The organism is Streptomyces sp. NRRL S-118 (assembly GCF_000716335.1).
Classification (GTDB): domain Bacteria; phylum Actinomycetota; class Actinomycetes; order Streptomycetales; family Streptomycetaceae; genus Streptomyces.
Window position 1 is genome coordinate 154772 of the sequence record NZ_KL591002.1, and the last position, 24607, is coordinate 179378.

The following is a 24607-nucleotide window of genomic DNA, read 5'->3' on the forward strand; positions in this document are numbered from 1 at the left end:
GGCTCACGGCGAGCGCCGCACGCGGAGCGACCGAAATGAAACGGGACAGAGGATGTCGCCTTTGGGTGACACCGTCGTCGTATGAAGCATCCGAACCAGGACAAGCCGCTCAGCGGGAAGATCGCACTCGTCGCGGGCGCCACGCGCGGCGCGGGCCGCGCCATCGCCGTCGAACTCGGCGCCGCGGGTGCCACCGTGTACGCCACCGGCCGCACCACCCGGACCCGTGTCAGCGAGGTGGGCCGGCCGACCGAGACCATCGAGGAGACCGCCGAACTGGTCACCGCCGCGGGCGGCCGGGGCATCGCCGTCCCGGCCGACCACCTCGTACCCGACCAGGTCCGCTCCGTGGTCGCCCGCATCGACGAGGAACACGGGCGGCTCGACGTCCTCGTCAACAGCCTCTGGGGCGGTGACCACCTCATCCCCTGGGGCAAGAAGATGTGGGAGACGGACCTGGACCAGGGCCTGCGGATGCTGGAGCTCGGCGTCCGCAGCCACGTCATCACCAGCAGCTGCGCCCTGCCGCTCCTGATCCGCCACCCGGGCGGGCTGGTCGTCGAGATGACGGACGGCACCACCGAGTACAACAAGCGCTTCCGCGAGAACTTCTACTTCGACCTGGCGAAGAACGCGCCCCTGCGCATGGCCTTCGCCCTCGGCGAGGACCTCGAGGAGGTGGGCGGTACGGCGGTGGCGCTGAGCCCCGGATACCTCCGCTCCGAGATGATGCTCGACATCTACGGCGTCACGGAGGAGAACTGGCGCGACGCCCTCGCGAAGGAGCCGCACTTCGCCGTCGCGGAATCGCCCGCGTACGTCGGCCGGGCGGTCGCCGCGCTCGCCGCCGACCCCGACAGGGCCCGGTGGAACGGGCAGTCGCTGTCCAGCGGGCAGCTCGCCAAGGTGTACGGCTTCACGGACACCGACGGCTCGCGGCCGGACGGCTGGGCGTACTTCCTCGACGTCGTCCACGGCGGCAAGGACGCACCGGTCGAGGACTACCGCTGATCAGGGTGCGTAGAGGCGGCACATCCGGTCCGCCGCCCGTGCGAACAGCGCGCGCAGCGAGGCCGGCTCCAGCACCTCGGCCTCCGGGCCGAGCTGCAGGAGCTGGCCGTACGCCACCTCCTCGGACTCCACCCGCAGGGTGACCGTCACCCGGCCCTCCGCGTCCGGCGGACCGGCCGCCTCCAGGGCCTCCCGGGCGGCGGCCCGGTCCGTCACGTACGGCAGGCCGCGCGCCCCCGCCTCCGTCAGCCGCACCACGGCTTCCGCCCGCAGGATCGAGCGGGCGAACTCGGCCGCCCGCTCCTCCCAGAACCCCGGCAGGTCGAAGTCCTCCTCCCGGACGAACCGGTCGTCCCCCACCGCCACGGCGGTGAAGCGGTCCACCCGGTACACCCGGAACGCCTCCCCGGCGCGGGCGCACAGGTACCAGACACCCGCCTTCAGCACGAGCCCGTGGGGCGCCAGCTCCCGCTCCACCTCGGTGTCGTCACGGCGGTAGCGGACGGAGACCAGCCGGTCGTCCCACACCGCTTCCGCGATCGCCGGCAGCAGCTCCGGGGTCTCCGGCTCCTGGTACCAGCCCGGCGCGTCCAGGTGGAAGCGCTGGGCCGCCGCCACCGGCGCGTCCCGCAGCGACGGCACCAGCGCCGCCGACACCTTCAGCCGGGCCGCCGACGCCGCGTCGTCGAGCCCCATCTCCCGCAGCGCCCCCGGCACCCCCGACAGGAACAGCGCCTCCGCCTCGCTGCGCGCGAGGCCCGTCAGCCGCGTGCGGTAACCGCCGATCAGCCGGTAGCCGCCCGCGCGCCCCCGGTCCGCGTACACCGGGACCCCAGCCTCGGACAGGGCGAGCGCGTCCCGCGTGATGGTGCGCTCCGACACCTCCAGCTCGCGCGCCAGCTCGGCGGCGGTCATGGACGGCCGGGACTGGAGCAGGAGCACCATCTTGATCAGCCGGGCAGCGCGCATGCCCCACATCATGCAGGAGTCCCCCCACGCCCGGGTGGGCGTGGGGGGACTCCTGGAGGCGGCTCTACAGGCCGTAGCGCTCGCGAGCGTCCTTCACCAGCGACGCCGCGACCTCACCGCGCTTGGCGAGCTGCGCCAGGGCGGCGACCACGATCGACGGGGCGTCCACGCCGAAGTGGCGGCGTGCCGCCTCACGGGTGTCCGACAGGCCGAAGCCGTCCGCGCCGAGCGAGCTGTAGTCCTGCTCGATCCACTGCGCGATCTGGTCCGGGACCTGGCGCATGTAGTCGCTGACCGCCAGCACCGGGCCCTGGGCGTCGGCCAGCGCCTCGCGGACGTACGGCACCCGCTCCTCGCCGCGCAGCAGCGCCGCGTCGGCCTCCAGCGCGTCGCGCCGCAGCTCCGACCACGAGGTCGCGGACCACACGTCGGCGGTGACGCCCCACTCCGCGGCCAGCAGCTCCTGGGCCTCCAGGGCCCAGTGGATCGCCGTACCCGACGACAGCAGCTGGATGCGCGGCGCGTCGGCCGTGACCGGCGTGCCCTCCTTGAAGCGGTACAGGCCCTTGATGATGCCCTCGTCCACGCCCTCCGGCTTGGCGGGCTGCGGCATCGGCTCGTTGTAGACGGTCAGGTAGTAGAAGACGTTCTGGTCCTCGCCCGGCGCGGTCTCGCCGTACATCCGGCGCAGACCCTCCTTGACGATCACCGCGACCTCGTACGCGAACGCCGGGTCGTACGTCAGGGCCGCCGGGTTCGTCGCCGCGATGACGGGGGAGTGGCCGTCGGCGTGCTGGAGGCCCTCACCGGTCAGGGTGGTGCGGCCGGCCGTGGCACCGATGAGGAAGCCGCGGCCGAGCTGGTCGCCGAGCTGCCACATCTGGTCGGCCGTCCGCTGCCAGCCGAACATCGAGTAGAAGATGTAGAAGGGGATCATCGGCTCGCCGTGCGTGGAGTACGCGGTCGACGCGGCGATGAAGTCGGCCATCGAGCCGGCCTCGGTGATGCCCTCGTTGAGGATCTGGCCGTTCCTGGCCTCGCGGTAGTACATCAGCTGGTCGCGGTCGACCGGCTCGTACGTCTGGCCCTTCGGCGAGTAGATGCCGAGCGACGGGAACAGCGACTCCATGCCGAAGGTACGGGCCTCGTCCGGGACGATCGGGACCCAGCGCTTGCCGGTCTCCTTGTCGCGGATGAGGTCCTTCATCAGCCGTACGAACGCCATGGTCGTGGCGACCGACTGGCTGCCGGAGCCCTTGTCGAACGCGGTGAACGCCTTCTCGGCCGGGGCCGGCAGCGGCGCCACGGGCTGGACGCGGCGGGCCGGGGCCGGGCCGCCGAGGGCCGCGCGGCGCTCCTGGAGGTAGCGGACCTCGGGGGAGTCGGCGCCGGGGTGGCCGTAGGGCACCTGGCCGTCGGCGAAGGCGGAGTCCGGGATCGGCAGGCCCAGCAGGTCCCGCATGTCCTTGAACTCCTCCACCGAGAGCTTCTTCATCTGGTGGTTGGCGTTCTTGGACTCGAAGCCCTTGCCGAGGGTGAAGCCCTTGACGGTCTGGGCGAGGATCACGGTCGGCGCGCCCTTGTGCGCCAGGGCCGCCTTGTACGCGGCGTACACCTTGCGCGACTCGTGACCGCCGCGGGAGTGGTGGAAGCACTCGACGATCTTGTCGTCGGACAGCAGCCCGGCCATCTCGACGAGCGCCGGGTCCTTGCCGAAGAAGTCCTCGCGGATGTAGGCCGCGTCGCGCGTCTGGTACGTCTGGATCTGCGCGTCCGGTACCTCGCGCAGCCGGCGTACGAGCGCGCCCGTGGTGTCGAGCTGGAACAGCTCGTCCCAGGCGGTGCCCCACAGCGACTTCACGACGTTCCAGCCGGCGCCGCGGAACTGGGCCTCCAGCTCCTGCACGATCTTGAAGTTCGCGCGCACCGGGCCGTCGAGGCGCTGCAGGTTGCAGTTGATGACGAAGGTGAGGTTGTCCAGACCCTCCCGGGCGGCGAGCGCGAGGGCCGCCGTCGACTCGGGCTCGTCCATCTCGCCGTCGCCGAGGAACGCCCACACGTGCGATCCGGAGACGTCCTTGATGCCGCGGTTGGTCAGGTAGTGGTTGAAGCGCGCCTGGTAGATCGCGGAGAGCGGGCCCAGCCCCATCGACACGGTCGGGAACTCCCACAGCCACGGCAGGCGGCGCGGGTGCGGGTACGACGGCAGGCCGTTGCCGCCGCTCTCCTGGCGGAAGTTGTCCAGGTGCTGCTCGGTGAGGCGGCCGTCGAGGAAAGCGCGGGCGTAGATGCCGGGCGACGCGTGGCCCTGGATGTAGAGCTGGTCGCCGGAGCCGTCCTGCTCCTTGCCGCGGAAGAAGTGGTTGAAGCCCGTCTCGTAGAGCCAGGCGGCGGAGGCGAAGGTGGCGATGTGGCCGCCGACGCCGTACTTGGAGCCCCGGCTCACCATGGCGGCCGCGTTCCAGCGGTTCCAGGCCGTGATGCGGGCTTCCAGCTCCTCGTCGCCGTCGAAGCCGTACGCGGCTTCGGCGCCGGTCGGGATGGTGTTGACGTAGTCGGTTTCGAGCAGCTTCGGCAGCGCGAGACCGGCGCCCTCGGCGCGCTCCAGGGTGCGACGCATCAGGTACGCGGCGCGGTGCGGCCCGGCGGCCCGGGCGACGGCGTCGAGGGACGCCTGCCACTCGGCGGTCTCCTCGGGGTCGCGGTCCGGCAGCTGGTCGAGCTCGCTCGGCTGGATGCGGGTGGGGTCGGTCATGATCGCCGCCTTCCGGAGTCGAAGGGGTGTGGAGCCCTTGGTCTTGGCAGGACAGGGCGAGGGAACCTCTGTTGAAGTCCGCGCACGACTGTACGACTGTGATCGATGATCGATCAAAGCGTTGGGCGAAAAATCTTTACCCAAAGCCCAAAGTCGGCATCCGGTGCCACATTTCCGGGCACCCGGTGCCTTGTTTTCGCAGGTGACCCGTCACTTTGAGCGCCCGCCCCACCCGATGAGCGGCGCGGTTTTTTCTGCCGCTCGGTTCGCCTCCGGGGCGCCCAAGTCGGTGTCGACGGTCGATCGGCTCGGCTGCTCGTTCCTCGCAGCGTCCGCGCGCTCTCCCTTTCGACACTGCCGCGCCCCTTCGGCTCACTCGCCGTGGGCGCCGGGGGTCGGCGCAGAGGATCACCGACAGCAGGGGCCACGGGCACGCACGCGCGGGCGCCCCGGAGGCGAACCGAGCCCCGAGAAATCAAGCCCGCGGGGCGCAGCCGAGGACGTGTTGCTTCACCAGGACGCCGATCCGGGGGTCGCGGCGCCGGAAGGCCTGGACGAGCTCGTCGTGCTCCTCGGCGTACGACTTCTGTACGGTGCCGAGCCAGCGGATGGACAGGGCGGTGAAGACCTCGATGCCGAGGCCCTCCCAGGTGTGCAGCAGCACGCCGTTGCGGGCGGCGCGCACCAGCTCCCGGTGGAAGGCCACCGTGTGCCGCACCTGTGCGGTCCCGTCGGCGCGCGCGTCCGCCTCGTAGAGCGCCGCGACATGGGGTTCCAGGGCCGAGCAGTCCGCACCGAGCCGGTCGGCGGCGAGTTCCGCGGCGATCTGCTCCAGTCCGGCCCGTACCGGGTAGCTCTCCTCCAGGTCGGCCGCGGTCAGGTTGCGCACGCGGACACCCTTGTTGGGCGCCGACTCGATGAGCCGGAGGCTTTCGAGTTCGCGCAGCGCCTCGCGCACGGGTGTCTGGCTCACCTGGAGCTCGGTGGCGATCCGCCGTTCCACGATCCGCTCGCCCGGCTTCCAGCGGCCGCTGACGATGCCCTCCACGATGTGCTCGCGGATCTGCTCGCGCAGCGAGTGGACGACGGGCGGGGTCATGGGGGCTCCTTCGCTGCTGCGGCGGTCGTCCGCCATTATTCCGCCCGGTCAGCCCGTACGGCTGCCCCCCGTGCGAGACACCCGTCACTCCGGGTCACCTATGACGGCGCCCCCGGCCGGAGAGCTCCGGACCGGGGGCGCCGCTCGCACCGGGGTGACTACAGGCCGAGGTCGACCTCGAACTCGCCGGCCTCCAGGATCGCCTTGACGGCCGTCAGGTAGCGGGCCGCGTCGGCGCCGTCCACCAGACGGTGGTCGTAGGAGAGCGACAGGTAGGTCATGTCGCGCACCGCGATGGTCTCGCCGAGGTCCGGGTGGTCGATGACCACCGGGCGCTTGACGGTGGCGCCGATGCCCAGGATGGCGACCTGGTTCGGCGGCACGATGACCGTGTCGAACAGCGCACCGCGCGAGCCGGTGTTGCTGATCGTGAAGGTGGCGCCGGACAGCTCGTCCGGGGTGATCTTGTTCCCGCGGACCTTGCCCGCGAGCTCGGCGGTGGCCTTGGAGATGCCCGCGATGTTCAGGTCGCCCGCATTCTTGATGACCGGGGTCATCAGGCCCTTCTCGGAGTCCACGGCGATGCCGATGTTCTCCGAGTCGAAGTACGTGATCGTGCCCTCGTCCTCGTTGATCCGGGCGTTGATGACCGGGTGGGCCTTCAGCGCCTGGGCGGCCGCCTTCACGAAGAACGGCATCGGGGAGAGCTTGACGCCCTCGCGGGCGGCGAACGCGTCCTTCGCGCGGCCCCGCAGCTTCATCAGCTTGGTGATGTCGACCTCGACGACCGAGGTCAGCTGGGCCTGCGTGTGCAGCGCCTTCAGCATGTTGTCGCCGATGACCTTGCGCATGCGGGTCATCTTGACCGTCTGGCCGCGCAGCGGGGACGCCTCGAGCGCCGGCGCCTTCGGGGCGGCGGCGGACGGAGCGGCCGCGGCGGGGGCCGGCGCGGCGGCGGCCTTGGCGGCCTCGGCGGCGGCCAGGACGTCCTGCTTGCGGATGCGGCCGCCGACACCGGTGCCCTTGACGGCCGACAGGTCGACGCCGTTCTCGGCGGCCAGCTTGCGGACGAGCGGGGTCACGTAGGCGCCCTCGTCCGCCGGCTGCGCGGGAGCGGCGGGGGCGGCAGCCGGAGCCGGAGCGGCCGGAGCCGGGGCAGGTGCCGGAGCGGCGGCCGGAGCCGGGGCGGGAGCGGCCGGAGCCGGAGCAGCCGGGGCGGGGGCCGGAGCGGCCGCCGGAGCAGCCGGAGCCGGGGCCTCGGCTGCCGGAGCCGGAGCGGCGGGGGCCTCGGCGGCGGCCGGAGCCGCACCCGGGGCGCCGATGACGGCCAGCTTGGCGCCGACCTCGGCGGTCTCGTCCTCGCCCACCACGATCTCCAGCAGCACACCGGCGGCCGGGGCGGGGATCTCGGTGTCGACCTTGTCCGTGGAGACCTCGAGCAGCGGCTCGTCGGCCTCGACGGACTCGCCGACCTGCTTCAGCCAGCGCGTCACGGTGCCCTCGGTGACCGACTCGCCCAGCGCGGGCAGGACGACGTCGGTGCCCTCGGCGCTGCCGGCCGGAGCGGCGGCGGGGGCCTCGGCCGCGGGAGCCGGGGCGGGGGCCTCGGCGGCCGGGGCCGGAGCCGCGGGGGCTTCGGGGGCGGGCGCGGGGGCCTCGGCGGCGGCCGGAGCCGGAGCCTCGGCCGGCGCGCCGGTGCCGTCGTCGATGATGGCCAGCTCGGCACCGACCTCGACGGTCTCGTCCTCGGCGACCTTGATGGAGGACAGCACACCGGAAGCCGGGGCCGGGATCTCCGTGTCGACCTTGTCGGTCGACACCTCGAGCAGCGGCTCGTCGGCCTCGACGCGCTCGCCCTCGGCCTTCAGCCAGCGGGTGACAGTGCCCTCGGTGACGCTCTCGCCGAGCGCCGGCAGGGTTACGGAAACCGACATGGTTTCAGTTGCTCCTAACGAATTGCGGTAAGTGGTCGTCGCGCCCGGACCGGGCCTCCCGGGGCCACCGGACCCCGGGGAGCGCGTCAGTCGTGGGAGTGGAGGGGCTTGCCCGCCAGCGCCAGGTGCGCCTCGCCGAGCGCCTCGTTCTGCGTCGGGTGGGCGTGGATGAGCTGGGCGACCTCGGCCGGCAGCGCCTCCCAGTTGTAGATCAGCTGCGCTTCGCCGACCTGCTCGCCCATGCGGTCACCGACCATGTGGACGCCGACCACGGCACCGTCCTTGACCTGGACGAGCTTGATCTCGCCCGCGGTCTTGAGGATCTTGCTCTTGCCGTTGCCCGCGAGGTTGTACTTCAGAGCGACGACCTTGTCCGCGCCGTAGATCTCCTTGGCCTTGGCCTCGGTGATGCCCACGGAGGCGACCTCGGGGTGGCAGTACGTCACCCGCGGCACGCCGTCGTAGTCGATCGGGACGGGCTTGAGACCGGCCAGACGCTCCGCCACCAGGATGCCCTCGGCGAAGCCGACGTGCGCGAGCTGGAGGGTCGGGACGAGGTCGCCGACCGCCGAGATCGTCGGCACGTTCGTGCGCATGTACTCGTCGACCAGGACGTAGCCCCGTTCCATCGCGACGCCCTGCTCCTCGTACCCGAGGCCGGCCGAGACCGGGCCGCGGCCGATGGCGACGAGCAGTACCTCGGCCTCGAAGGTCTTGCCGTCCGCGAGGGTGACCTTGACGCCGTCCTCGGTGTACTCGGCGCTCTGGAAGAAGGTGCCGAGGTTGAACTTGATGCCGCGCTTGCGGAAGGCGCGCTCAAGAAGCTTCGAGCTGTTCTCGTCCTCGACCGGGACGAGGTGCTTCAGGCCCTCGATGATGGTCACGTCGGTGCCGAAGGACTTCCACGCCGAGGCGAACTCGACGCCGATGACGCCGCCGCCCAGGATGATCGCGGACTGCGGGACGCGGTCCAGGGTCAGCGCGTGGTCCGAGGAGATGATGCGGTTGCCGTCGATCTCCAGACCCGGCAGCGACTTCGGTACGGAACCGGTGGCGAGGAGGACGTGGCGGCCCTCGATCCGCCGGCCGTTCACATCGACCGAGGTGGGGGAGGACAGCCGGCCCTCGCCCTCGATGTAGGTCACCTTGCGGGAGGCGACCAGACCCTGCAGGCCCTTGTACAGGCCGGCGATCACGTCGTCCTTGTACTTGTGGACGGCCTTGATGTCGATGCCCTCGAAGGAGGCCAGCACGCCGAACTGGTCCGCCTCGCGGGCCTGGTCGGCGATCTCACCGGCGTGGAGCAGGGCCTTGGTGGGGATGCATCCGTTGTGCAGGCAGGTGCCGCCGAGCTTGTTCTTCTCGATCAGTGCGACGTCCAGGCCCAGCTGCGCACCCCGCAGGGCCGCGGCGTAACCGCCACTGCCACCGCCGAGGATCACTAGGTCGAAAACGGTGCTGGCGTCGTTCGCCACGTCACGTCCTCCATGCATGTGCGCCGGTCGCCGGGTCCCCTTCCTCGGGGGACGACCGGCCGGTCGGCTGGTGTTCGGCCGCTTTTATTTCGGCCCTGTGGTGGGGGCCCTGTCCTGCCGAGAACCCATCTTCGCACTTGTTGCCGGAACAGGAGACGCCGGGCCCGTGGTGTGAGACGGCAGGGCGGCGGCCCCGGACTCGCCGTCCGGGACCGCCGCGCCTCGGGCTCGCGGGGGCTCTCCCTAGCCCAGGTCGCCCGCCGCCGTGCGCTCGGCGAGCCGGACCAGGGTGCGGATCGCCGAGCCCGTGCCGCCCTTGGGGGTGTAGCCGTAGGGGCCGCTCTCGTTGAAGCCCGGGCCCGCGATGTCCAGGTGCGCCCAGGTGATGCCCTCGCCGATGAACTCCTTCAGGAACAGGCCGGCCACCAGGCCGCCGCCCATCCGCTCGCCCATGTTGGCGATGTCGGCGGTGGGCGAGTCCATGCCCTTGCGCAGGTCCGCCGGGAGCGGCATCGGCCAGGACGCCTCGCCGACCTCCTCCGCGGTCTCGTGGACCGCGGTGCGGAAGGCGTCGTCGTTCGCCATGATCCCGAAGGTGCGGTTGCCCAGCGCCAGCACCATGGCGCCGGTGAGGGTCGCCACGTCGACGATCGCGTCCGGGTTCTCCTCCGAAGCGCGGGTCAGGGCGTCGGCCAGCACCAGGCGGCCCTCGGCGTCGGTGTTCAGCACCTCCACCGTCTTGCCGCTGTACATGCGGAGCACGTCACCCGGGCGGAGGGCCGAGCCGGACGGCATGTTCTCGGCGAGCGCCAGCCAGCCCGTGACGTTGACCTCCAGGCCGAGGCGGGCGGCCGCGACGACCGCGGCGAACACCGCGGCGGCACCCGCCATGTCGCACTTCATCGTCTCGTTGTGACCGGCCGGCTTCAGGGAGATGCCGCCCGAGTCGTACGTGATGCCCTTGCCGACCAGGGCCAGGGTCTTCTCGGCCTTCGGGTGCGTGTAAGCGAGCTTCACCAGGCGCGGACCGTGCACGGAACCCTGGCCGACGCCGAGGATGCCGCCGTACCCGCCCTTGACGAGCGCCTTCTCGTCGAGCACCTGCACCTTGAGGCCGTGCTCCTTGCCGGCCGCGGTGGCGATGGCGGCGAAGGACTCGGGGTAGAGGTCGTTCGGCGGGGTGTTGACCAGGTCGCGGGCGCGGTTGACCTCCTCGGCCAGCGCGGCCGCGCGCTCCGCCGCCGCCTTGTACGCCTTGTCGCGCGGCTTCCCGCCGAGCAGCGTCACCTCGGCGACCGGTCCCTTCGCGTCCTTGGCCGCCGTGCCGTTCGCGGCGGACCGGTACGCGGTGAAGGCGTACGCGCCGAGCAGCGCGCCCTCCGCGATCGCCTCCGCGTCCTCGACGGCCTCGACCGGCAGGGCGAACGCGGCCTTGCGGGTGCCGGCCAGCGCGCGGGCGGCGGACCCCGCGGCGCGCCGCAGGGTCTCGGCGGCGTACGCGTCGTCCTTCTCCGGAGCCTGGCCGAGGCCGACGGCGAGCACGACGGGCGACTTGAGGCCGGACGGCGCCGGCACCTTGGTCACCTCTCCCTCGGCGCCGGAGGCACCCAGGGTCTCCAGGACGGTGGCGAGCTTCCCGCCGAACGCCTTGTCGACGGCCTCGGCGCCCGGCGCGACGACGAGCCCCTTGCCGCCCTTCGGGCTCTTGGCGACGCCGACGACGAGAGCGTCGGCGCGCAGTGTCGCCGCGCCGGCGGTGCTGAGAGTGAGAGCAGTCACGGTGGTGAAATCTCGCTTCCGTTTGAGTTCCGAGGCGGCCTGCGCGGTCGAGGCTGCGGTCGAGGGGTGGGCCGACCCTGCCCGTCGCATCGTAATTCGGCCGGAGAATCGCCGGGAACGAGCCTACGCTCACGCCCCTGTTTCGCTCGGGCCGCCCGCAATTCACTCATCCGCGGCGTCTCTTAGGGGTTTGCCGTCCATACGGGTGAGAGCTCGGTCACACTCGGCTGAATCACGCTGGGCAGCGATCCGGCCCTTTGCATCATCTCCACAGATCCTCCGGACGCCCCCACGCGTCTTCGGGGGTTCCCGCGAGGGGGGAAAGAACATGCACGTACCCGCGTTCCGGGCCGGACGAGTCACCGGCACACTGCTCGCCGCACTGCTGGTCGCCGGCACCGTCCCGGCGTCCGCCGCCGCCGAGCCTGCGCCACGCATCGACCTCACGGTCCTCGTCGTGGACGACGGCGGCGGCGCCGTCGGGGCCATCACCTCCGAACTGAAAGGTTCCGGCACGCCGTACCGCACCGTCCGCCTGAACGACCCCGGACGGCCCGTCATCGACGCCGCGTTCCTGTCGGAAGCCCGCGACGAGGCGACCGGACGCCCGCGCGCCAAGTACCAGGGCGTGGTCCTGCCCGACGAGGCACCGGCGGCCCTGACCGAGGCGGAACGATCCGCCCTCGCCTCCTACGAGCGGACGTACGCGATCCCGCAGATCGACGCCTACACCTGGGCCCACCCCGGCGTCGGGCTCGACCACACGAGTGACGGCGGGCGCTCCGGAGTGCTCGACGGCGCCGTCACCGCCGTCACCGCCGCCGGCCGGACGGGTCCCTTCCGCTACCTCGACGGGCCGGTCGTGTTCGAGGACAACGACCCGGAGATCTCCGAGAGTTACGGCTACGCCGGACGGCCCCGCACGGGCTACACCAGCTACCTCGACGTGCCCGTCGACGGCGGCGGCCGGGCCAGCCTCGTCGGCGAGTACGCCCACGACGGACGCCGCGAACTGGTCGTCACCTTCGCCTACAACCAGCACCAGCGGCAGTTCCGGGCGCTGGCCAGAGGCATGGTGGAGTGGCTCACCCAGGGCGTGCACCTGGGGCAGAGCCGCAACTGGTTCTCCGTCCACGTCGACGACGTCTTCGCGCCCGACGCCCGCTGGGACACCGCACGCAACTGCACCCCCGGCGATTTCGACTGCGTCGGCGGCGACGGCGAAGGCACCGCGCCCATCCGCATGACCGCCGCGGACGCGCAGTACGCCGCCCAGTGGCAGCGCGCCAGCGGCTTCACCCTCGACATGGTCTACAACGCCGGCTCCGGCGAGGAGTGGAAGGCCGAGAACGGCGGCAGCGACCCGCTCGCCGCCCAGCTGGTGGCCGACCGCGCCCAGTACCGCTGGATCAACCACACCTGGACGCACCCCTTCCTCGGCTGCGTCCAGGACACCTCCACCGTCCCGTGGAGCTGCGCCAAGGACGCGTCCGGGAACATCCGCTGGATGAGCCGCGCCGAGATCGCCGCCCAGATCCGCGACAACCACACCTGGGCCGTGAACAAGGGCCTCGCCGTCGACCGCACCGAGCTCGTCACCGGCGAGCACTCCGGCCTCAGGACCCTGCCGCAGCAGCCCGCCGACAACCCCGGCCTCGCCGGAGCCCTCGCCGACACCGGCGTGAAGTGGATCGCGAGCGACAACTCCCGCGAGCCGCAGCAACGGGCCGTGGGCGCCGCGAAGACCGTGCCCCGCCACCCGATGAACGTGTACTACAACGTCGGCACGGCCGAGGAGATGACCGACGAGTACAACTGGATCTACACCTCCGCGGAGGACGGCGGCAGCGGTGTCTGCGCCACCAACCCCGCCTCCACCTGCCTCGACCAGCCCCTGGACGTGCGCACGGGCTACGCCGACCACATCGTCCCCCAGGAGGCCCGCATCGCCCTCGGGCACATCGTCGCCAACGATCCCCGCCCGCACTACGTCCACCAGTCCAACCTGGCGGAGGAACGGCTCCTCTACCCCGTCCTCGACAAGGTCCTCGCCGACTACCGGGCCCTGTTCGCCGACAACACCCCGCTCGTCAACCCCCGCCAGCGCGACACCGGTACGGAACTGACCCGCCGTGCCGCTTGGGACCAGGCCCTCGCGGCCGGCCGGGTCACCGCGTACCGCATCGGCGGCACCGTCACCGTCAAGGCGCCGGCCGGCGTGACCGCCCCGGTCACCGCGCCCGAGGGGACCCGCAAGCAGCAACTGCTCGGCTCCACCGCCTTCGGCACCCCGTACGCGGGGGCGCGTTCCGCCTGGACCGCTCCCGACGTCCTCCAGTCGGCGATCACGCTCACCCTGCCGACCGCCTGACCAGCTCACTTCCGGGGGAACCGATGCCGACCACAGGCCGCCATGTCACCATGCTCACCGAAGGCACCTACCCGCACGTCCACGGGGGCGTCTCCACCTGGTGCGACCAGCTCGTGCGGGGCATGCCCCAGGTGGACTTCGAGATCCTCGCCCTCACCGGCAGCGGCCGCGAACCGGTCACCTGGGAGCTGCCGCCCAACGTCCGCCGGCACACCGCCTTCCCGCTGTGGGGACCGGCGCCCGGGCGCGGGCGGCCGCTGATCGGCCGGGAGAAGCGCCGCTTCACCGACACCTACGAGCGCTTCCTGCTGTCGATACTCGACCCGTCCGCCGGCTGCGACTTCGGCGAGAGCCTCTACGGCCTCGCCGAGACCGCCCGCCGCGGACGACTGTCGGCCGCCCTGCGCTCCGAACCGGCGCTGCGGTCCCTGATGTGGATATGGACCATGCCGCACCTGCAGACCGCCGCGGCCCGCCCCACCGTCCACGACGCCCTGACCGCCACCGACCTCCTCGAACACGCGCTGCGGCCGCTCGCCGCCCGCATCCCCGCCGACAGCGTCGCCCACGCCGTCTCCAGCGGCCTCGCCACCCTCCCCGCCCTCGCCGCCCAGCGCTTCGACGGCGTACCGTTTCTTCTCACCGAGCACGGCATCTACCTGCGCGAGCGCTACCTCGGCTACCGCTCCGCCGCGCAGCGCTGGCCCGTCAAGGCCCTGATGCTCGGCTTCTACCGCGAGCTCAACACCCTCGGCTACCGCCAGGCCGACCTCATCACCCCGTGCAACCAGTACAACCGGCGCTGGGAGGAGCGCGGCGGGGCGCCCGCCGCCCGCATCCGCACCGTCTACAACGGTGTCGACCCGCACGCCTTCCCGCTCGCCGGGCCCGAGCCCGCCGTGCCCACCCTCAGCTGGTGCGGCCGCATCGACCCCATCAAGGACCTGGAGACGCTGATCCGGGCGTACGCCATCGCCCGCGCCGAAGTACCCGAACTGCGGCTGCGGCTCTTCGGGCCCGTCCCCGCCGGCAACGAGGATTACCGCACCCGGCTGGAGAAGCTCGCCGCCGAGCGGGGCGTCACCGACGGCATCACCTACGAGGGCCGGATATCCGACGTGGCGAGCGCCTACGCGGCGGGCACCCTCGTCATGCTCTCCTCCATCAGCGAAGGCTTTCCCTTCTCCCTCATCGAAGCCATGTCCTGCGGCCGGGCCACCGTCTCCACCGACGTGGGCGGGGTACGGGAAGCGGTCGGGGACACGGGCCTCGTGGTGCCGCCGCGCGAACCCGCCGTGATGGCCGAGGCCGTCGTCGCGCTGCTGCGCGACGCCGAGCGGCGCGCCGAGCTGGGCCGGCGGGCCCGGCAGCGGGTCGTGGACCGGTTCACCCTGCACCGCTCCGTCGACGGCTTCCGCCGCATCTACCTGGAGCTGGCCGGGCTGCCCGAACCCGAGCCCCTCGACAGCGACGACTGGACCCTGCAACTGCGGATCGCCGACCTCCCCTCCGGTTTCGCCGGAGGGACCCCCAGGATCCGCGAGCTCGATCGGACGATGTGAATGAGCGGCTCCCTCTGGCTCACCCCGCCCCCCTCCGGCACCGCCACCGACACGCTGCCCGCCCTGCCCCGCCCGCGCCCCGGATGGGCCGCGGCCGACCCGATCGACGAACTCACCCACCGCCTCGAGGACGTGATAGCGGCCGCCGTCCACCCCGACGAGATAGCCGCCATCCTCGAATCCGACGGCATGACGGACGACCACATACGGCTCACCTACGGCCGGGAGGACTCCTTCGCCCTCGCCGAGGACCTCTACGCGCGCGTGGACCGGCGCTTCCCCGAACCGGAAGGCCCGCCCGCCGACCGCTGGCACACCGGCCTCGCCGGGTGCCTGCTGCGCGGCCTGGTCTTCGCCCTGCCCGGCCTCGCGTACGTCGTGGGGGCGCCCTTCCTGGCGGGGCCGCCCGGCGCGCTCGGCCTGCCCGCCGGCACCGTCCCGCTGCTCGCCGGCGCGGTCACCGGCTGGGTCTGGAACCAGGCCCTGTCCCACCGCGCCTACTCCTGGCTCGGCCTCGGCGACCGGCGGGCCGCCGCCCGTGCCCTGCTCATTGGCGCCCCCGCCGGCGCCCTGACCGGCGCGGTCGCCGCCGTCGCCGCGGCGAGCCCGGGGGAGTGGCGCGCCGCCGCCTTCGCCGCCGGGCAGGCCCTGTACCTGGCGGCCGCGACCGTCCTGCTGGTCCTGCACCGCGAGAAGGCGCTGCTGTACGCGCTGCTGCCGCTCGCGGTGGGCGCCCCGCTCGCCTTCTGGTTCGACCTGCCCCTCGCCGTGCGCACCGCCCTGCTGCTCGTCCCCCTCGGCCTGTCCCTCGCCCTCACCCTGCGCGTCCTGCTCCCCGCCGCCGCACCCGGCGTACCCGGGCGCGCCGCGCCGAGACTCGCCGCGTCCCTGCCGTACGGGCTGTTCGGGCTCGGCACCGGCGGGCTTGTGCTGTACGCGGCGGCCGGCGACGTCCTCGCCGACGGGCCGGGCGCCGCGGTGGCCGCGCCCTCGGCGGTGGCGCTGACGCTGTCCATGGGGCCCGCCGAGTGGCTGCTGCACCGGTTCCGCAGCGAGAGCCTCGCCGGGCTGCGGGCCAGCACCAGCGCCCGCGCCTTCCGCCGCGACACGGCCGCCACCCTGGCGCTCTGCCTCACCGCGTACCTGACGGTGCTCCTGGTCCTGGCCGCCGCCGGGACCGCGCTGTGGCCCGGGGCGCCCGAACTCGGCGGAGTGCGCCTGGTGTCGCTGCTGCTGATCGGCGCGGTGCTGTGGGCGGCGCTGCTGCTGCAGTCCTTCGGGGCGGTGCTCAGCGCGGCCCTGGTGTGCGCGGCCGCCACCGGCGTCCAGTCGGTGGCCCTGGCCACCGGCACCGGGGACCCGGAGCTGGTCGGCGCGGGCGTCGCGGGGGCCGCGGCCGCGGTGCTCGCCGTACTGGGCTGGATATTGCTCGGACGGGCGACCAGCCACCGTCACTGAGCACCCTCCGCACGCGTCACGACCCGCACGAAAAGGAACGCCCGTGGACCTCCTTGTCCCGTACTACGAGCACCCCGCCCTCCGGCCCGCCGAATGGGACGCGCTCATCTCCGCCGCGCCGCTGCTCTACGGGGTGGTGCTCAACCCCGCCAGCGGCGCCGGCGACGCCCCCGACCCCGCCTTCGTGACCGTCGCCGACCGGCTGCGCGCGGCCGGGGTGTGCGTCCTCGGCTACACCGACACCGACTACGGCCGCCGCCCGCACGCCGACGTCCTCAAGGACCTGGTCCGCCACCGCGACTGGTACGGCGCCGACGGCGCGTTCCTCGACCAGGTCCCGACCGACCCGCACTTCGTCGAGCACTACCGCCGCCTGGGCGTGGCCGCCCGCGCGGCCGGGGCCGCCACCCTCGTCCTCAACCACGGGGCGCACCCCCACCCCGGGTACGCCCCGCTTGCCGATCTGCTGGTCACGTTCGAGGGGCCCTGGGACACCTACCGCGCGCTCGACCTGCCCGTCGCCGACCACTACTGCCACCTGGTCTACGCGGCCCCGCCCGACGCCCGCGTCACCACCCGCGTGCGCTGCGCCGTCCCCGGCGGCGGCGCGCACCCCTGGGGCACCCTGCCGCACCCCCTGGAGCGCACATGAGCCGCCGCGCCCTTCTCCTCGTGGCCGCGCTGCTGCTGGCCGGCTGCACGAGCCCGTCCGACGACACGCCCGCCCCCCGCACGGGCCGCTGGCGGCCCGAGCCGGGCCAGGAGTGGCAGTGGCAGCTCAGCGGCCGCCTCGACCCGGCCGTCGACGTGCCCGTGTACGACATCGACGGCTTCGACCACAGCGCCGGCACCGTCGCCGACCTGCACCGGCGCGGCCGCAAGGTGATCTGCTACCTGTCCACCGGCGCCCACGAGGACTGGCGCCCCGACGCGGGCAGGTTCCCCGGGGAGGTCCTCGGGCGCGGCAACGGCTGGGAGGGCGAGCGCTGGCTCGACATCCGCCGCACCGACGTCCTGGAGCCGCTGATGGCCGCACGCCTCGACATGTGCCGGGACAAGGGCTTCGACGCCGTGGAGCCCGACAACATGGACGGCTACGCCAACGACACCGGCTTCCCCCTCACCGCGTCCGACCAGCTCCGCTACAACCGGCTGATCGCCCGCCTCGCCCACGAGCGCGGCCTCGCCGTCGGCCTCAAGAACGACCTGGACCAGGTCCCCGAACTCCTCGGCGACTTCGACTTCGCCGTCAACGAGCAGTGCGCCGAGTTCCGCGAGTGCGAGCTGCTCAGCCCGTTCGTCCGGGCCGGCAAGGCGGTCTTCCACGTGGAGTACGAGCTGCGCAAGCGTGACTTCTGCCCCGACGCCGAGCGGCTGCGGATGAGCTCGATGAGGAAGCGGTACGAGCTGGGGGTCTGGCGCGACCCCTGCTGACCCGGCACCTGACCCGGCACCGCCGGTAGGCCGGGGACGGCCGGGAACCTCGACCTCACCGCCCGAACGTCAGCACGACGAGGGCCACCGTCGCGGCCGTCTCGGCCACCGCCCCGAAGACATCGCCCGTCACCCCGCCGAAGCGCCGCACACAGCGCCGCAGCAGCAGCTCCGCCGCCCCGACCGCCGCCACCGCCGCCAGCGCGCCCAGGACGGCGCCGTACGGCCCCGCGCCGAGCAGTCCGCCCGCCGCGCACACCGTTCCCACCAGCACGCCCGCGCCGAGGGCCGCCCGTGCCGGGACCGTCCCCGCGACGACCGCCCCCAGGCCCTCCGGCCGGGCCGCCGGGACCGAGGCGCGGGACGCGAGGGTGAGCGCGAGCCGGGCCACCGTCCCCGCGAGGACCGCGCCGGCCGCGCCGACGGCCCAGCCCTCCGCGTACAGCTCGTGGCCCGCGGCGACCTGGGCGAGCAGTACGAACAGCAGCGTGATGACCCCGAACGGCCCGATGTCCGACTGCTTCATGATGCGCAGCGCGTCCTCGGCGGGCTTGCCGCTGCCCAGGCCGTCCGCCGTGTCCGCGAGCCCGTCGAGGTGCAGGCCCCGGGTCAGCACAGCGGGGACGGCGGCGGAGGCGACCGCGGCGAGCAGCGGTCCGGCGCCCAGCAGCAGCACCAGTCCGCCGGCCGCCGCCGCGCACACCCCCACCACGAGCCCGGCCAGTGGGGCGCAGAGCATTCCGGCGCGGGCCGCCTCGCGGTCCCAGCGGGTCACGCGGGCGGGCAGCACGGTGAGGGTGCCGAAGGCGAACCGTATGCCGTCGACGGTCGTACGGGTGCGGGAAAGGGTCACCGCGCGCAGGGTAGTCGCTAGAAGGCGCGATCCTGGAGCGAGTGGGATGGGTCACTGGTTTTACCGCAACATCATCGAACCGGGGAAGCTCCCGCTGCTCGTCGCCCTGTCCTCCTTCGTCCTGACCTTCCTGATCACCCGGACGGTCACCCGGCTGATCCGGGCCGGCAAGGGGCCCTTCCGCAACGTCACCCCCGGCGGGATGCACATCCACCACGTGGTGCCCGGTGTGGTGCTCACCCTGATCGGCGGTTTCGGCGCGGTCGCCGTCGGGCGGCACGGCGCGGCGACCATCGTCTGCGCGGTGCTCCTCGGCATGGGCGCGGGCCTCGTCCTGGACGAGTTCGCGCTGATCCTCCACCTCGACGACGTCTACTGGAGCGAGCAGGGCCGCCAGAGCGTGGAGGTCGTGGTCCTCACGACCTCGCTGCTCCTGCTCGTCCTGCTCGGGTTCTCACCGCTCGGCGTCGACCAGGTCAGCCCGGAGGAGCGGCAGAGCCGCGCCAGCCTGCTCGTCAACTTCGGACTGAACTTCGTCTTCGTGCTGGTCGCGCTGTTCAAGGGCAAGTTCCGCATGGCCGTCATCGGCCTGTTTCTGCTCCCCGTCGCGATCTTCGGCGCCCTGCGGCTGGCCCGCCCGGGCTCCCTGTGGGCCCGCCGCTTCTACGGCCGCCGGCCCCGCGCCCGCGCGAAGGCCGGGCTGCGCGCCTACCACCACGACCGCCGCTGGAACCGGGTCAGGCACCGCTTCCAGGACCTGATCGCCGGCGCTCCCGACCGCGGCCGGCAACTGCGGCGCTCCTCCCGCGACGAGAGGCGCTGAGCGCTTCCCCGAGCGCGCACGCCACCAGCACCGCGGCGATCGCCGCCAGGTGCTCCTTGCCCGCGAGGTTGTTCTTCACCAGCACCTCGACCACCATCGCCACGACCACCAGGGAGCCGGTCAGCCAGGCCCGGTGGCGCCAGCAGACGACGACCGCCAGCCCCACCACGGCCGCCGACGGACCGGTGTCGACGACCCGCGCGTCGGACGCGGGCAGTCCGAGCACGCTGTCGGGGCCGAGCGCGATGCCGAGGCGCGCGTACATCGTCCCGGCCAGCGTCGCGGCGTACGCGACCAGCAGGGTGAGCCGCCGGCCCAGGCAGATCTCGGCGATGCCGAACACCAGCAGGATCTGTGCCAGGGCGCCCCAGACGGGCAGGTCGAGAGCCGGCACGAACAGGGACAGCGGGGTGCGCAGCAGCGCCTGCCACAGCGGGTCCTGCGCCCGCACCGACCCGATGTCCTGCACGGGCTGGTAACCCCAGGGCTGGTTCTGTACGAGCTGGAACAGCGCGGTGAGAGTGACGGCCCCGAGGGTCATGGTGATCGCGCGCCACCCCCGGGCGGCGAGCCCCGTGCGTACCGCCGCGAGCAGCGGCCCCCACTCGCGGCGGACGGACATGTGGGCTCCCGATCGGTCGGTATGGCTTCGAGCACGTTCGAAGACCGTGACGACCATCGGGAAGTTGACCCGGAGGGGAGTGATCCAGATCTCCCCGCGCGGGGGCGCTACGGCCATCCGCCCGGCTCGGTGCCGCTCCCGGGCGGGAATCCTTTCGACCGGTCCGCCTCCCGCGGCGGCCCTCCGCCCGGCCGGTTCCTGCGTCCGTGTGGCCGTCGGTCCGGCCGATTCCTGCGTCCGTGCGACCGGTGCCTGCGCGGAGCGGCTGTCGGTCCGGTCGGCGCCGGCGCCCGTGCGGCCGGCCGTCCGCCCACTGCCGCACATGTGGCCATCCGTCAGTCCCGTTCAAGCGCTGCCGCTCCGGTCACGGCCATACCTTCGGCCGGTCCGCCTCCCGCCGCGGCCATACGTCCAAGCCCTGCCGCTCCGGTCGCGGCCATCCATCCAGCCGGTCACGCTCCCGCGCGGCCATCCGTCCAGCCGGCCCGCGCCCCGCGCGCCGTCCGTCCCACCCGGTGCCCGCGCCCGCGCGGTTGTTCCGCCCGGGTGCGTCTCCCGCCGGTGCCGTGCCGGTGCCGCGCCGGTCCGGGCGCGGCCGCGGGCGGCGGCGCGCCGGTCAGGCCCCCGGCTCGTCCTGCGCCTTCTCCTGCGCCGTCTCCCGCTCCGCCCGGGGCTCCTTCTCCGGCAGCTCCGCCGCCAGCGCCGCGGCGGCCCGGACCAGGGGCAGGGCGAGCAGCGCCCCGGTCCCTTCCCCGACCGTGACGCCGTGGTCGAGCAGCGGGTTGAGCGCCATCCGGTCCAGCGCCTTCGCCTGCGCGGGCTCGCCGCTCACCTGGCCCGCCAGCCACCAGTCCGGCGCGCGGAAGGCCGCCCGCTGCGCGACCAGCGCGCACGCCGCCGACACCACGCCGTCCAGGATCACCGGCATCCGCCGCACCGCGCTCTGCAGCAGGAACCCGGTCATCGCCGCCAGGTCCGCCCCGCCGACCGCCGCCAGCAGCTCCAGCTGGTCGCCGAGCACCGGGCGCGCGCGGCGCAGTGCGTCACGGACCGCCGCGCACTTGCGCATCCACGCCAGGTCGTCGATCCCGGCCCCGCCACGGCCGGTCACGACCGAGGCGTCGGTGCCGCACAGGGCGGCGATCAGCGTGCTCGCGGGGGTCGTGCCGCCCACGCTCAGGTCGCCCAGCACGACCAGGTCGGTCCCCGAGTCCGCCTCCTCGTCGGCGAGCGCCATGCCGAGGCGTACCGCCTGCTCGGCCTCCTCCGGCGTCAGCGCGTCCTCGACGTCGATGCGGCCGCTGCCGCGGCGCACCCGGTGGCGCACGACCTCCTCGGGCAGCAGCTCCGGGTCGCAGTCCAGGCCGGCGTCGACGACCCGCACCGGGACACCCATCCGGCGGGCGAGTACGGCGACGGGGCTCGCGCCGTCCAGCACGGCCCGTACGAGCGCGTGGGCGCCTCCCGCCGGGCGGCCCGAGACACCCAGCGAGGCCACCCCGTGGTCCCCGGCGAACAGCACCACACGCGGCCGGTCGACCGGCCGGACCGGGACGGCGCCCTGGGCGGCCGCCAGCCACTCGCCCAGCTCGTCGAGGCGGCCGAGCGCCCCGGGCGGGACCACGAGGCGCTCCCGGCGTTCCTCGGCGTCACGCCGGGTACCGCTGTCGGGGCGCTCGATCAGTTCGGAGAAGTCGTCGAGATCGATCCTGCTCATTCGCCGAACAGTACCGTCCGCCGCCCGCGCCGCGCCGGGCGCCGGCGGGACCGGCAGCCGCCCCGCCCGGGCGGTCAGCCGCGCAGCACCAGGGCCTGGCCCGCGACCACCAGCAGGACGTGCTCGCACTCGTCCGCGAAGGCCGCGTTGAGCCGCCCCAGCTCGTCGCGGAACCGCCGCCCGGAGGCGGTGGCGGGCACCACCCCGGACCCCGCCTCGTTCGTCACGGCCACGACCGTGCGGCGCGTGGCGCGCACCGCCGCCACCAGCTCGGCCACCCGCTCCCGCAGCTCGCGCTCACCCCGCTTCGCCCAGACGTCGTCGTCCCAGGCCCCGGCCCGGTCCATCGCGTCCGTCAGCCACAGCGAAAGGCAGTCGATCAGCAGCGGTGGCCCGTCCTGCCGCAGCAGGGGCACCAGCTCGCACGTCTCCTCCGTGCGCCACGACCCGGGCCGCCGGTCGCGGTGGGCGGTCACCCGGGACGCCCACTCCGCGTCGCCGTCCCGGGTGCCGCCCGTCGCGACGTACACCACCTCGGGGCAGGACTCCAGGCGCCGCTCGGCCTCCAGGGACTTGCCGGACCGGGCCCCGCCGGTCACGAGGGTCCGGCGCGGCACGTCGGGCACGTCCCCGTGATCGCCGACGACCAGGGTCGTGCCGTCCGGCACCGCCCGCGCCCCGGCGGCGGCCAGCCGCCGGTCCAGCTCGGTGCCGGGCGGTACGTCGTGGTCCAGGTGCACGGCGACGACGTCGGTCGCCGCGCCGATGCGGCCGGCGCCCCGCAGCCGTGCCACAGCGTCCGGCCGTCCGAGCACGTCGCCGACGACCATGTCGTACGGCCGCCTCGCCTCGGTGACCCCGGCGGGGGCGCCGCCCGGCGGCAGGTACAGCAGCCGCAGGCCCTCGGGGGAGGTCACCTCGTACCCCGTGCCCGGCGAGTCCATCGCCACCGCACGCACCCGGTGCCCGCTGATCAGCGTCAGCTCCCGCCCGTCGGGCACCCGCCCGGCTGCCGGCAACCCGGCGGGCACCTCCACGGCCGGCCCGTCGTGCGGGTGTGTCAGCAGCACCTGCCGTACGCCGGTGAGGGACCGCCCCGCCCGCGCGGCGGCCAGCGCGGCCCCCGGCGTGAGGTCCAGCAGCAGCGCCCCGTCCACGAGCAGAGCGGTCGCGGCACGCACGGCAGCGCCGCGGGCGGCGGCGCACCGGGCGCAGGGGCAGTCGGGGCGGGGCAGCCCGTCGGGGGCGCCGGTGCCGAGCAGAGTCAGTTCCACGGGAAGATCCTCCCGCGTCCCCGCACGGGCTGCGCGCCCGGCTACGCTGCGGGCAGGAAACCGATCACCTGGTGAACCCGGGAGGCGCACATGGCATGGACGTGGCGATTCGAGAAGTCCGACGGCACGGAGGCCCGGCCGGCGTCCCCGCCGGAGGAGTTCACCACGCAGGGCGACGCCGAGTCCTGGATCGGTGAGACCTGGAAGGACCTCCTCGAGGAGGGCGTGGACCAGGTCCGCCTCTACGAGGACGCCACCGAGATCTACGGCCCCATGAGCCTGCACGAGGCCGCCGCCGGGTAGCGCACCGCGCCGCGCCCCGTCGAGGGACCAGGCCCCGCCCGGCCGTGCCGGGCGGGGACTGCGCGTGTGCAGGAGGGCACGGGTGCCGCCGCCGCGGTCGTCTGCTGTGGGCTAATCCGTGCCCGGACCCGGTGCTTCCGGTGCTTGGGTGGCGGGATGGAGATCCTGATTCTGGGCGGGACGGCATGGCTGGGCCGCGAGCTGTCGCGGCAGGCGGTCGCGCGTGGCCACCGGGTGACGTGTCTGGCGCGCGGAGAGAGCGGCCCGGTCGCGGCCGGAGCGGCACTGGTGACCGCCGACCGGCGCGACCCCGCGGCGTACGCGCCGCTGCTCGACCGCCGGTGGGACGCGGTCGTCGAGGTGTCGTGGCAGCCGGGCTTCGTCCGGGACGCGCTGGACGCCCTGGGCGGACGGGCCGCGCACTGGACCTACGTCTCCTCCATCAGCGCCTACGCCTCCCACGCGGCGCCCGGCGCGGACGAGTCCGCGGCCCTCCTCCCCCCGACCGACCGGAGGGAGGCAGACCGCTCGCTCTACGGCGAGGCGAAGGCCGCCTGCGAGCAGGCGTCCGCGGCCGTCGTGGGCGACCGCCTCCTGACGGCCCGAGCCGGTCTCATCGGCGGCCCCGGCGACCACAGCGGCCGCTCCGGCTACTGGGTGGTCCGCGCCGCACGCGACCCGCACGGGCCGATGCTGGTCCCCGGCACACCGGACCTGCCGACCCAGGCGGTCGACGTCCGGGACCTGGCGGCCTGGCTGCTCGACGCCGCGGAGAAGGGGATCACCGGGACGTACGACGCCGTGGGTCCGGCGGTTCCGTTCGGTGAGTGGACGGAGCTGTCGAGGGCCGTCGGCGGGCACACCGGCCCGGTGGTCACCGCCGGCTCCGCCTGGCTGCTGGCCCGGGGCGTGGCCCAGTTCATGGGCGAGGAGTCCCTGCCGATGTGGGTGGCCGACCCGGACCTGCTGGGCTGGTCGGCGCGGGACGGGTCCGCGGCGCGCGCCGCGGGGCTGCGGCACCGGCCCCGGGAGCGGATGCTGGCCGACACCCTGCGCTGGGAACGGGAGGAGGGCCTGGACCGGCCCCGCCGCTCCGGCCTCGGCGCGCGGCGCGAGCGGGAGCTCCTCGACGCCCTCCGATGACGCCCCCCGGCAACGCCCTTTGATG

General features: G+C 73.8%; 19 protein-coding genes. 9 read left to right on the forward strand and 10 right to left on the reverse strand.

The window, feature by feature from the left end; translation table 11 throughout:
- Positions 1 to 81 precede the first annotated feature (81 nt).
- Positions 82 to 1011 (forward strand): SDR family oxidoreductase, encoded by a 930-nt coding sequence (locus tag IH00_RS0104130; RefSeq protein ID WP_031069645.1) that lies wholly within the window; start codon positions 82 to 84, stop codon positions 1009 to 1011.
- On the opposite strand, the gene IH00_RS0104135 is transcribed toward IH00_RS0104130, so the two are convergent.
- From IH00_RS0104135 to IH00_RS0104160, 6 genes are all read right to left on the reverse strand, one after another.
- A complete protein-coding gene (locus IH00_RS0104135; protein ID WP_031069646.1) occupies positions 1012 to 1980 on the reverse strand; it encodes a helix-turn-helix transcriptional regulator in 969 nt (322 codons plus the stop codon).
- Between the two features lie 64 nt (positions 1981 to 2044).
- Positions 2045 to 4735 carry a pyruvate dehydrogenase (acetyl-transferring), homodimeric type gene (gene aceE, locus IH00_RS0104140; protein ID WP_031069648.1) on the reverse strand — a complete coding sequence of 897 codons (2691 nt, stop codon included), beginning with the start codon at positions 4733 to 4735 and terminating at the stop codon, positions 2045 to 2047.
- A gap of 475 nt (positions 4736 to 5210) precedes the next feature.
- Positions 5211 to 5834 carry a GntR family transcriptional regulator gene (locus IH00_RS0104145; RefSeq protein ID WP_031069650.1) on the reverse strand — a complete coding sequence of 208 codons (624 nt, stop codon included), beginning with the start codon at positions 5832 to 5834 and terminating at the stop codon, positions 5211 to 5213.
- Positions 5835 to 5992: 158 nt separating this feature from the next.
- A complete protein-coding gene (gene sucB, locus IH00_RS0104150) occupies positions 5993 to 7768 on the reverse strand; it encodes a 2-oxoglutarate dehydrogenase, E2 component, dihydrolipoamide succinyltransferase (protein ID WP_031069652.1) in 1776 nt (591 codons plus the stop codon).
- A gap of 86 nt (positions 7769 to 7854) precedes the next feature.
- Positions 7855 to 9243, reverse strand: a complete 1389-nt coding sequence (lpdA, locus tag IH00_RS0104155) for a dihydrolipoyl dehydrogenase (RefSeq protein WP_031069654.1) — start codon at positions 9241 to 9243, stop codon at positions 7855 to 7857.
- A 243-nt stretch (positions 9244 to 9486) separates the two neighbouring features.
- A complete protein-coding gene (locus tag IH00_RS0104160; RefSeq protein ID WP_031069656.1) occupies positions 9487 to 11022 on the reverse strand; it encodes a leucyl aminopeptidase in 1536 nt (511 codons plus the stop codon).
- 328 nt (positions 11023 to 11350) lie between these two features.
- On the opposite strand from IH00_RS0104160, the gene IH00_RS0104165 reads away from it, so the two are divergent.
- From IH00_RS0104165 to IH00_RS0104185, 5 genes are read left to right on the forward strand one after another with little or no spacing between them, the layout of a single operon-like run.
- Positions 11351 to 13393, forward strand: coding sequence for a hypothetical protein (locus IH00_RS0104165; protein WP_052411162.1), 2043 nt, complete (start codon positions 11351 to 11353; stop codon positions 13391 to 13393).
- A 23-nt stretch (positions 13394 to 13416) separates the two neighbouring features.
- Positions 13417 to 14955 (forward strand): GT4 family glycosyltransferase PelF, encoded by a 1539-nt coding sequence (gene pelF / locus IH00_RS0104170; RefSeq protein ID WP_039946205.1) that lies wholly within the window; start codon positions 13417 to 13419, stop codon positions 14953 to 14955.
- The gene (locus IH00_RS0104175) at positions 14956 to 16413 is read left to right on the forward strand and encodes a hypothetical protein (RefSeq protein ID WP_031069662.1); all 1458 of its coding nucleotides are present in this window, start codon (positions 14956 to 14958) and stop codon (positions 16411 to 16413) included.
- A 43-nt stretch (positions 16414 to 16456) separates the two neighbouring features.
- Positions 16457 to 17065, forward strand: coding sequence for a spherulation-specific family 4 protein (locus IH00_RS0104180; protein ID WP_031069664.1), 609 nt, complete (start codon positions 16457 to 16459; stop codon positions 17063 to 17065).
- Positions 17062 to 17847, forward strand: coding sequence for an endo alpha-1,4 polygalactosaminidase (locus IH00_RS0104185; protein ID WP_031069666.1), 786 nt, complete (start codon positions 17062 to 17064; stop codon positions 17845 to 17847). Before IH00_RS0104180 ends, IH00_RS0104185 begins: the two co-directional genes overlap by 4 nt.
- Positions 17848 to 17902: 55 nt before the next feature.
- Here IH00_RS0104185 and IH00_RS0104190 read toward each other — a convergent pair whose 3' ends face one another.
- Complete coding sequence (locus IH00_RS0104190; RefSeq protein ID WP_199819697.1) at positions 17903 to 18709, reverse strand: adenosylcobinamide-GDP ribazoletransferase; 807 nt, start codon at positions 18707 to 18709, stop codon at positions 17903 to 17905.
- A gap of 37 nt (positions 18710 to 18746) precedes the next feature.
- On the opposite strand from IH00_RS0104190, the gene IH00_RS0104195 reads away from it, so the two are divergent.
- Complete coding sequence (locus IH00_RS0104195; RefSeq protein WP_052411163.1) at positions 18747 to 19523, forward strand: hypothetical protein; 777 nt, start codon at positions 18747 to 18749, stop codon at positions 19521 to 19523.
- Here IH00_RS0104195 and IH00_RS43240 read toward each other — a convergent pair.
- The 3 genes from IH00_RS43240 to IH00_RS0104210 form a co-directional block, all read right to left on the reverse strand.
- Positions 19438 to 20145 carry a hypothetical protein gene (locus IH00_RS43240; RefSeq protein ID WP_031069674.1) on the reverse strand — a complete coding sequence of 236 codons (708 nt, stop codon included), beginning with the start codon at positions 20143 to 20145 and terminating at the stop codon, positions 19438 to 19440. The two genes, IH00_RS0104195 and IH00_RS43240, sit on opposite strands and share 86 nt — an antisense overlap.
- Before the next feature lie 616 nt (positions 20146 to 20761).
- The gene (cobT, locus tag IH00_RS0104205) at positions 20762 to 21853 is read right to left on the reverse strand and encodes a nicotinate-nucleotide--dimethylbenzimidazole phosphoribosyltransferase (RefSeq protein WP_031069676.1); all 1092 of its coding nucleotides are present in this window, start codon (positions 21851 to 21853) and stop codon (positions 20762 to 20764) included.
- 83 nt (positions 21854 to 21936) lie between these two features.
- Complete coding sequence (locus IH00_RS0104210; protein WP_031069678.1) at positions 21937 to 23136, reverse strand: bifunctional adenosylcobinamide kinase/adenosylcobinamide-phosphate guanylyltransferase; 1200 nt, start codon at positions 23134 to 23136, stop codon at positions 21937 to 21939.
- A gap of 90 nt (positions 23137 to 23226) precedes the next feature.
- Between IH00_RS0104210 and IH00_RS0104215 the strand changes: the two genes are divergently transcribed.
- Entirely contained in the window at positions 23227 to 23439 is a 213-nt protein-coding gene (locus IH00_RS0104215; protein WP_031069680.1) for a hypothetical protein, read from the forward strand.
- A 156-nt stretch (positions 23440 to 23595) separates the two neighbouring features.
- Positions 23596 to 24582: an NAD-dependent epimerase/dehydratase family protein gene (locus IH00_RS0104220; protein WP_031069683.1), complete on the forward strand. Its 987-nt coding sequence runs from the start codon at positions 23596 to 23598 to the stop codon at positions 24580 to 24582.
- Positions 24583 to 24607 lie beyond the last annotated feature (25 nt).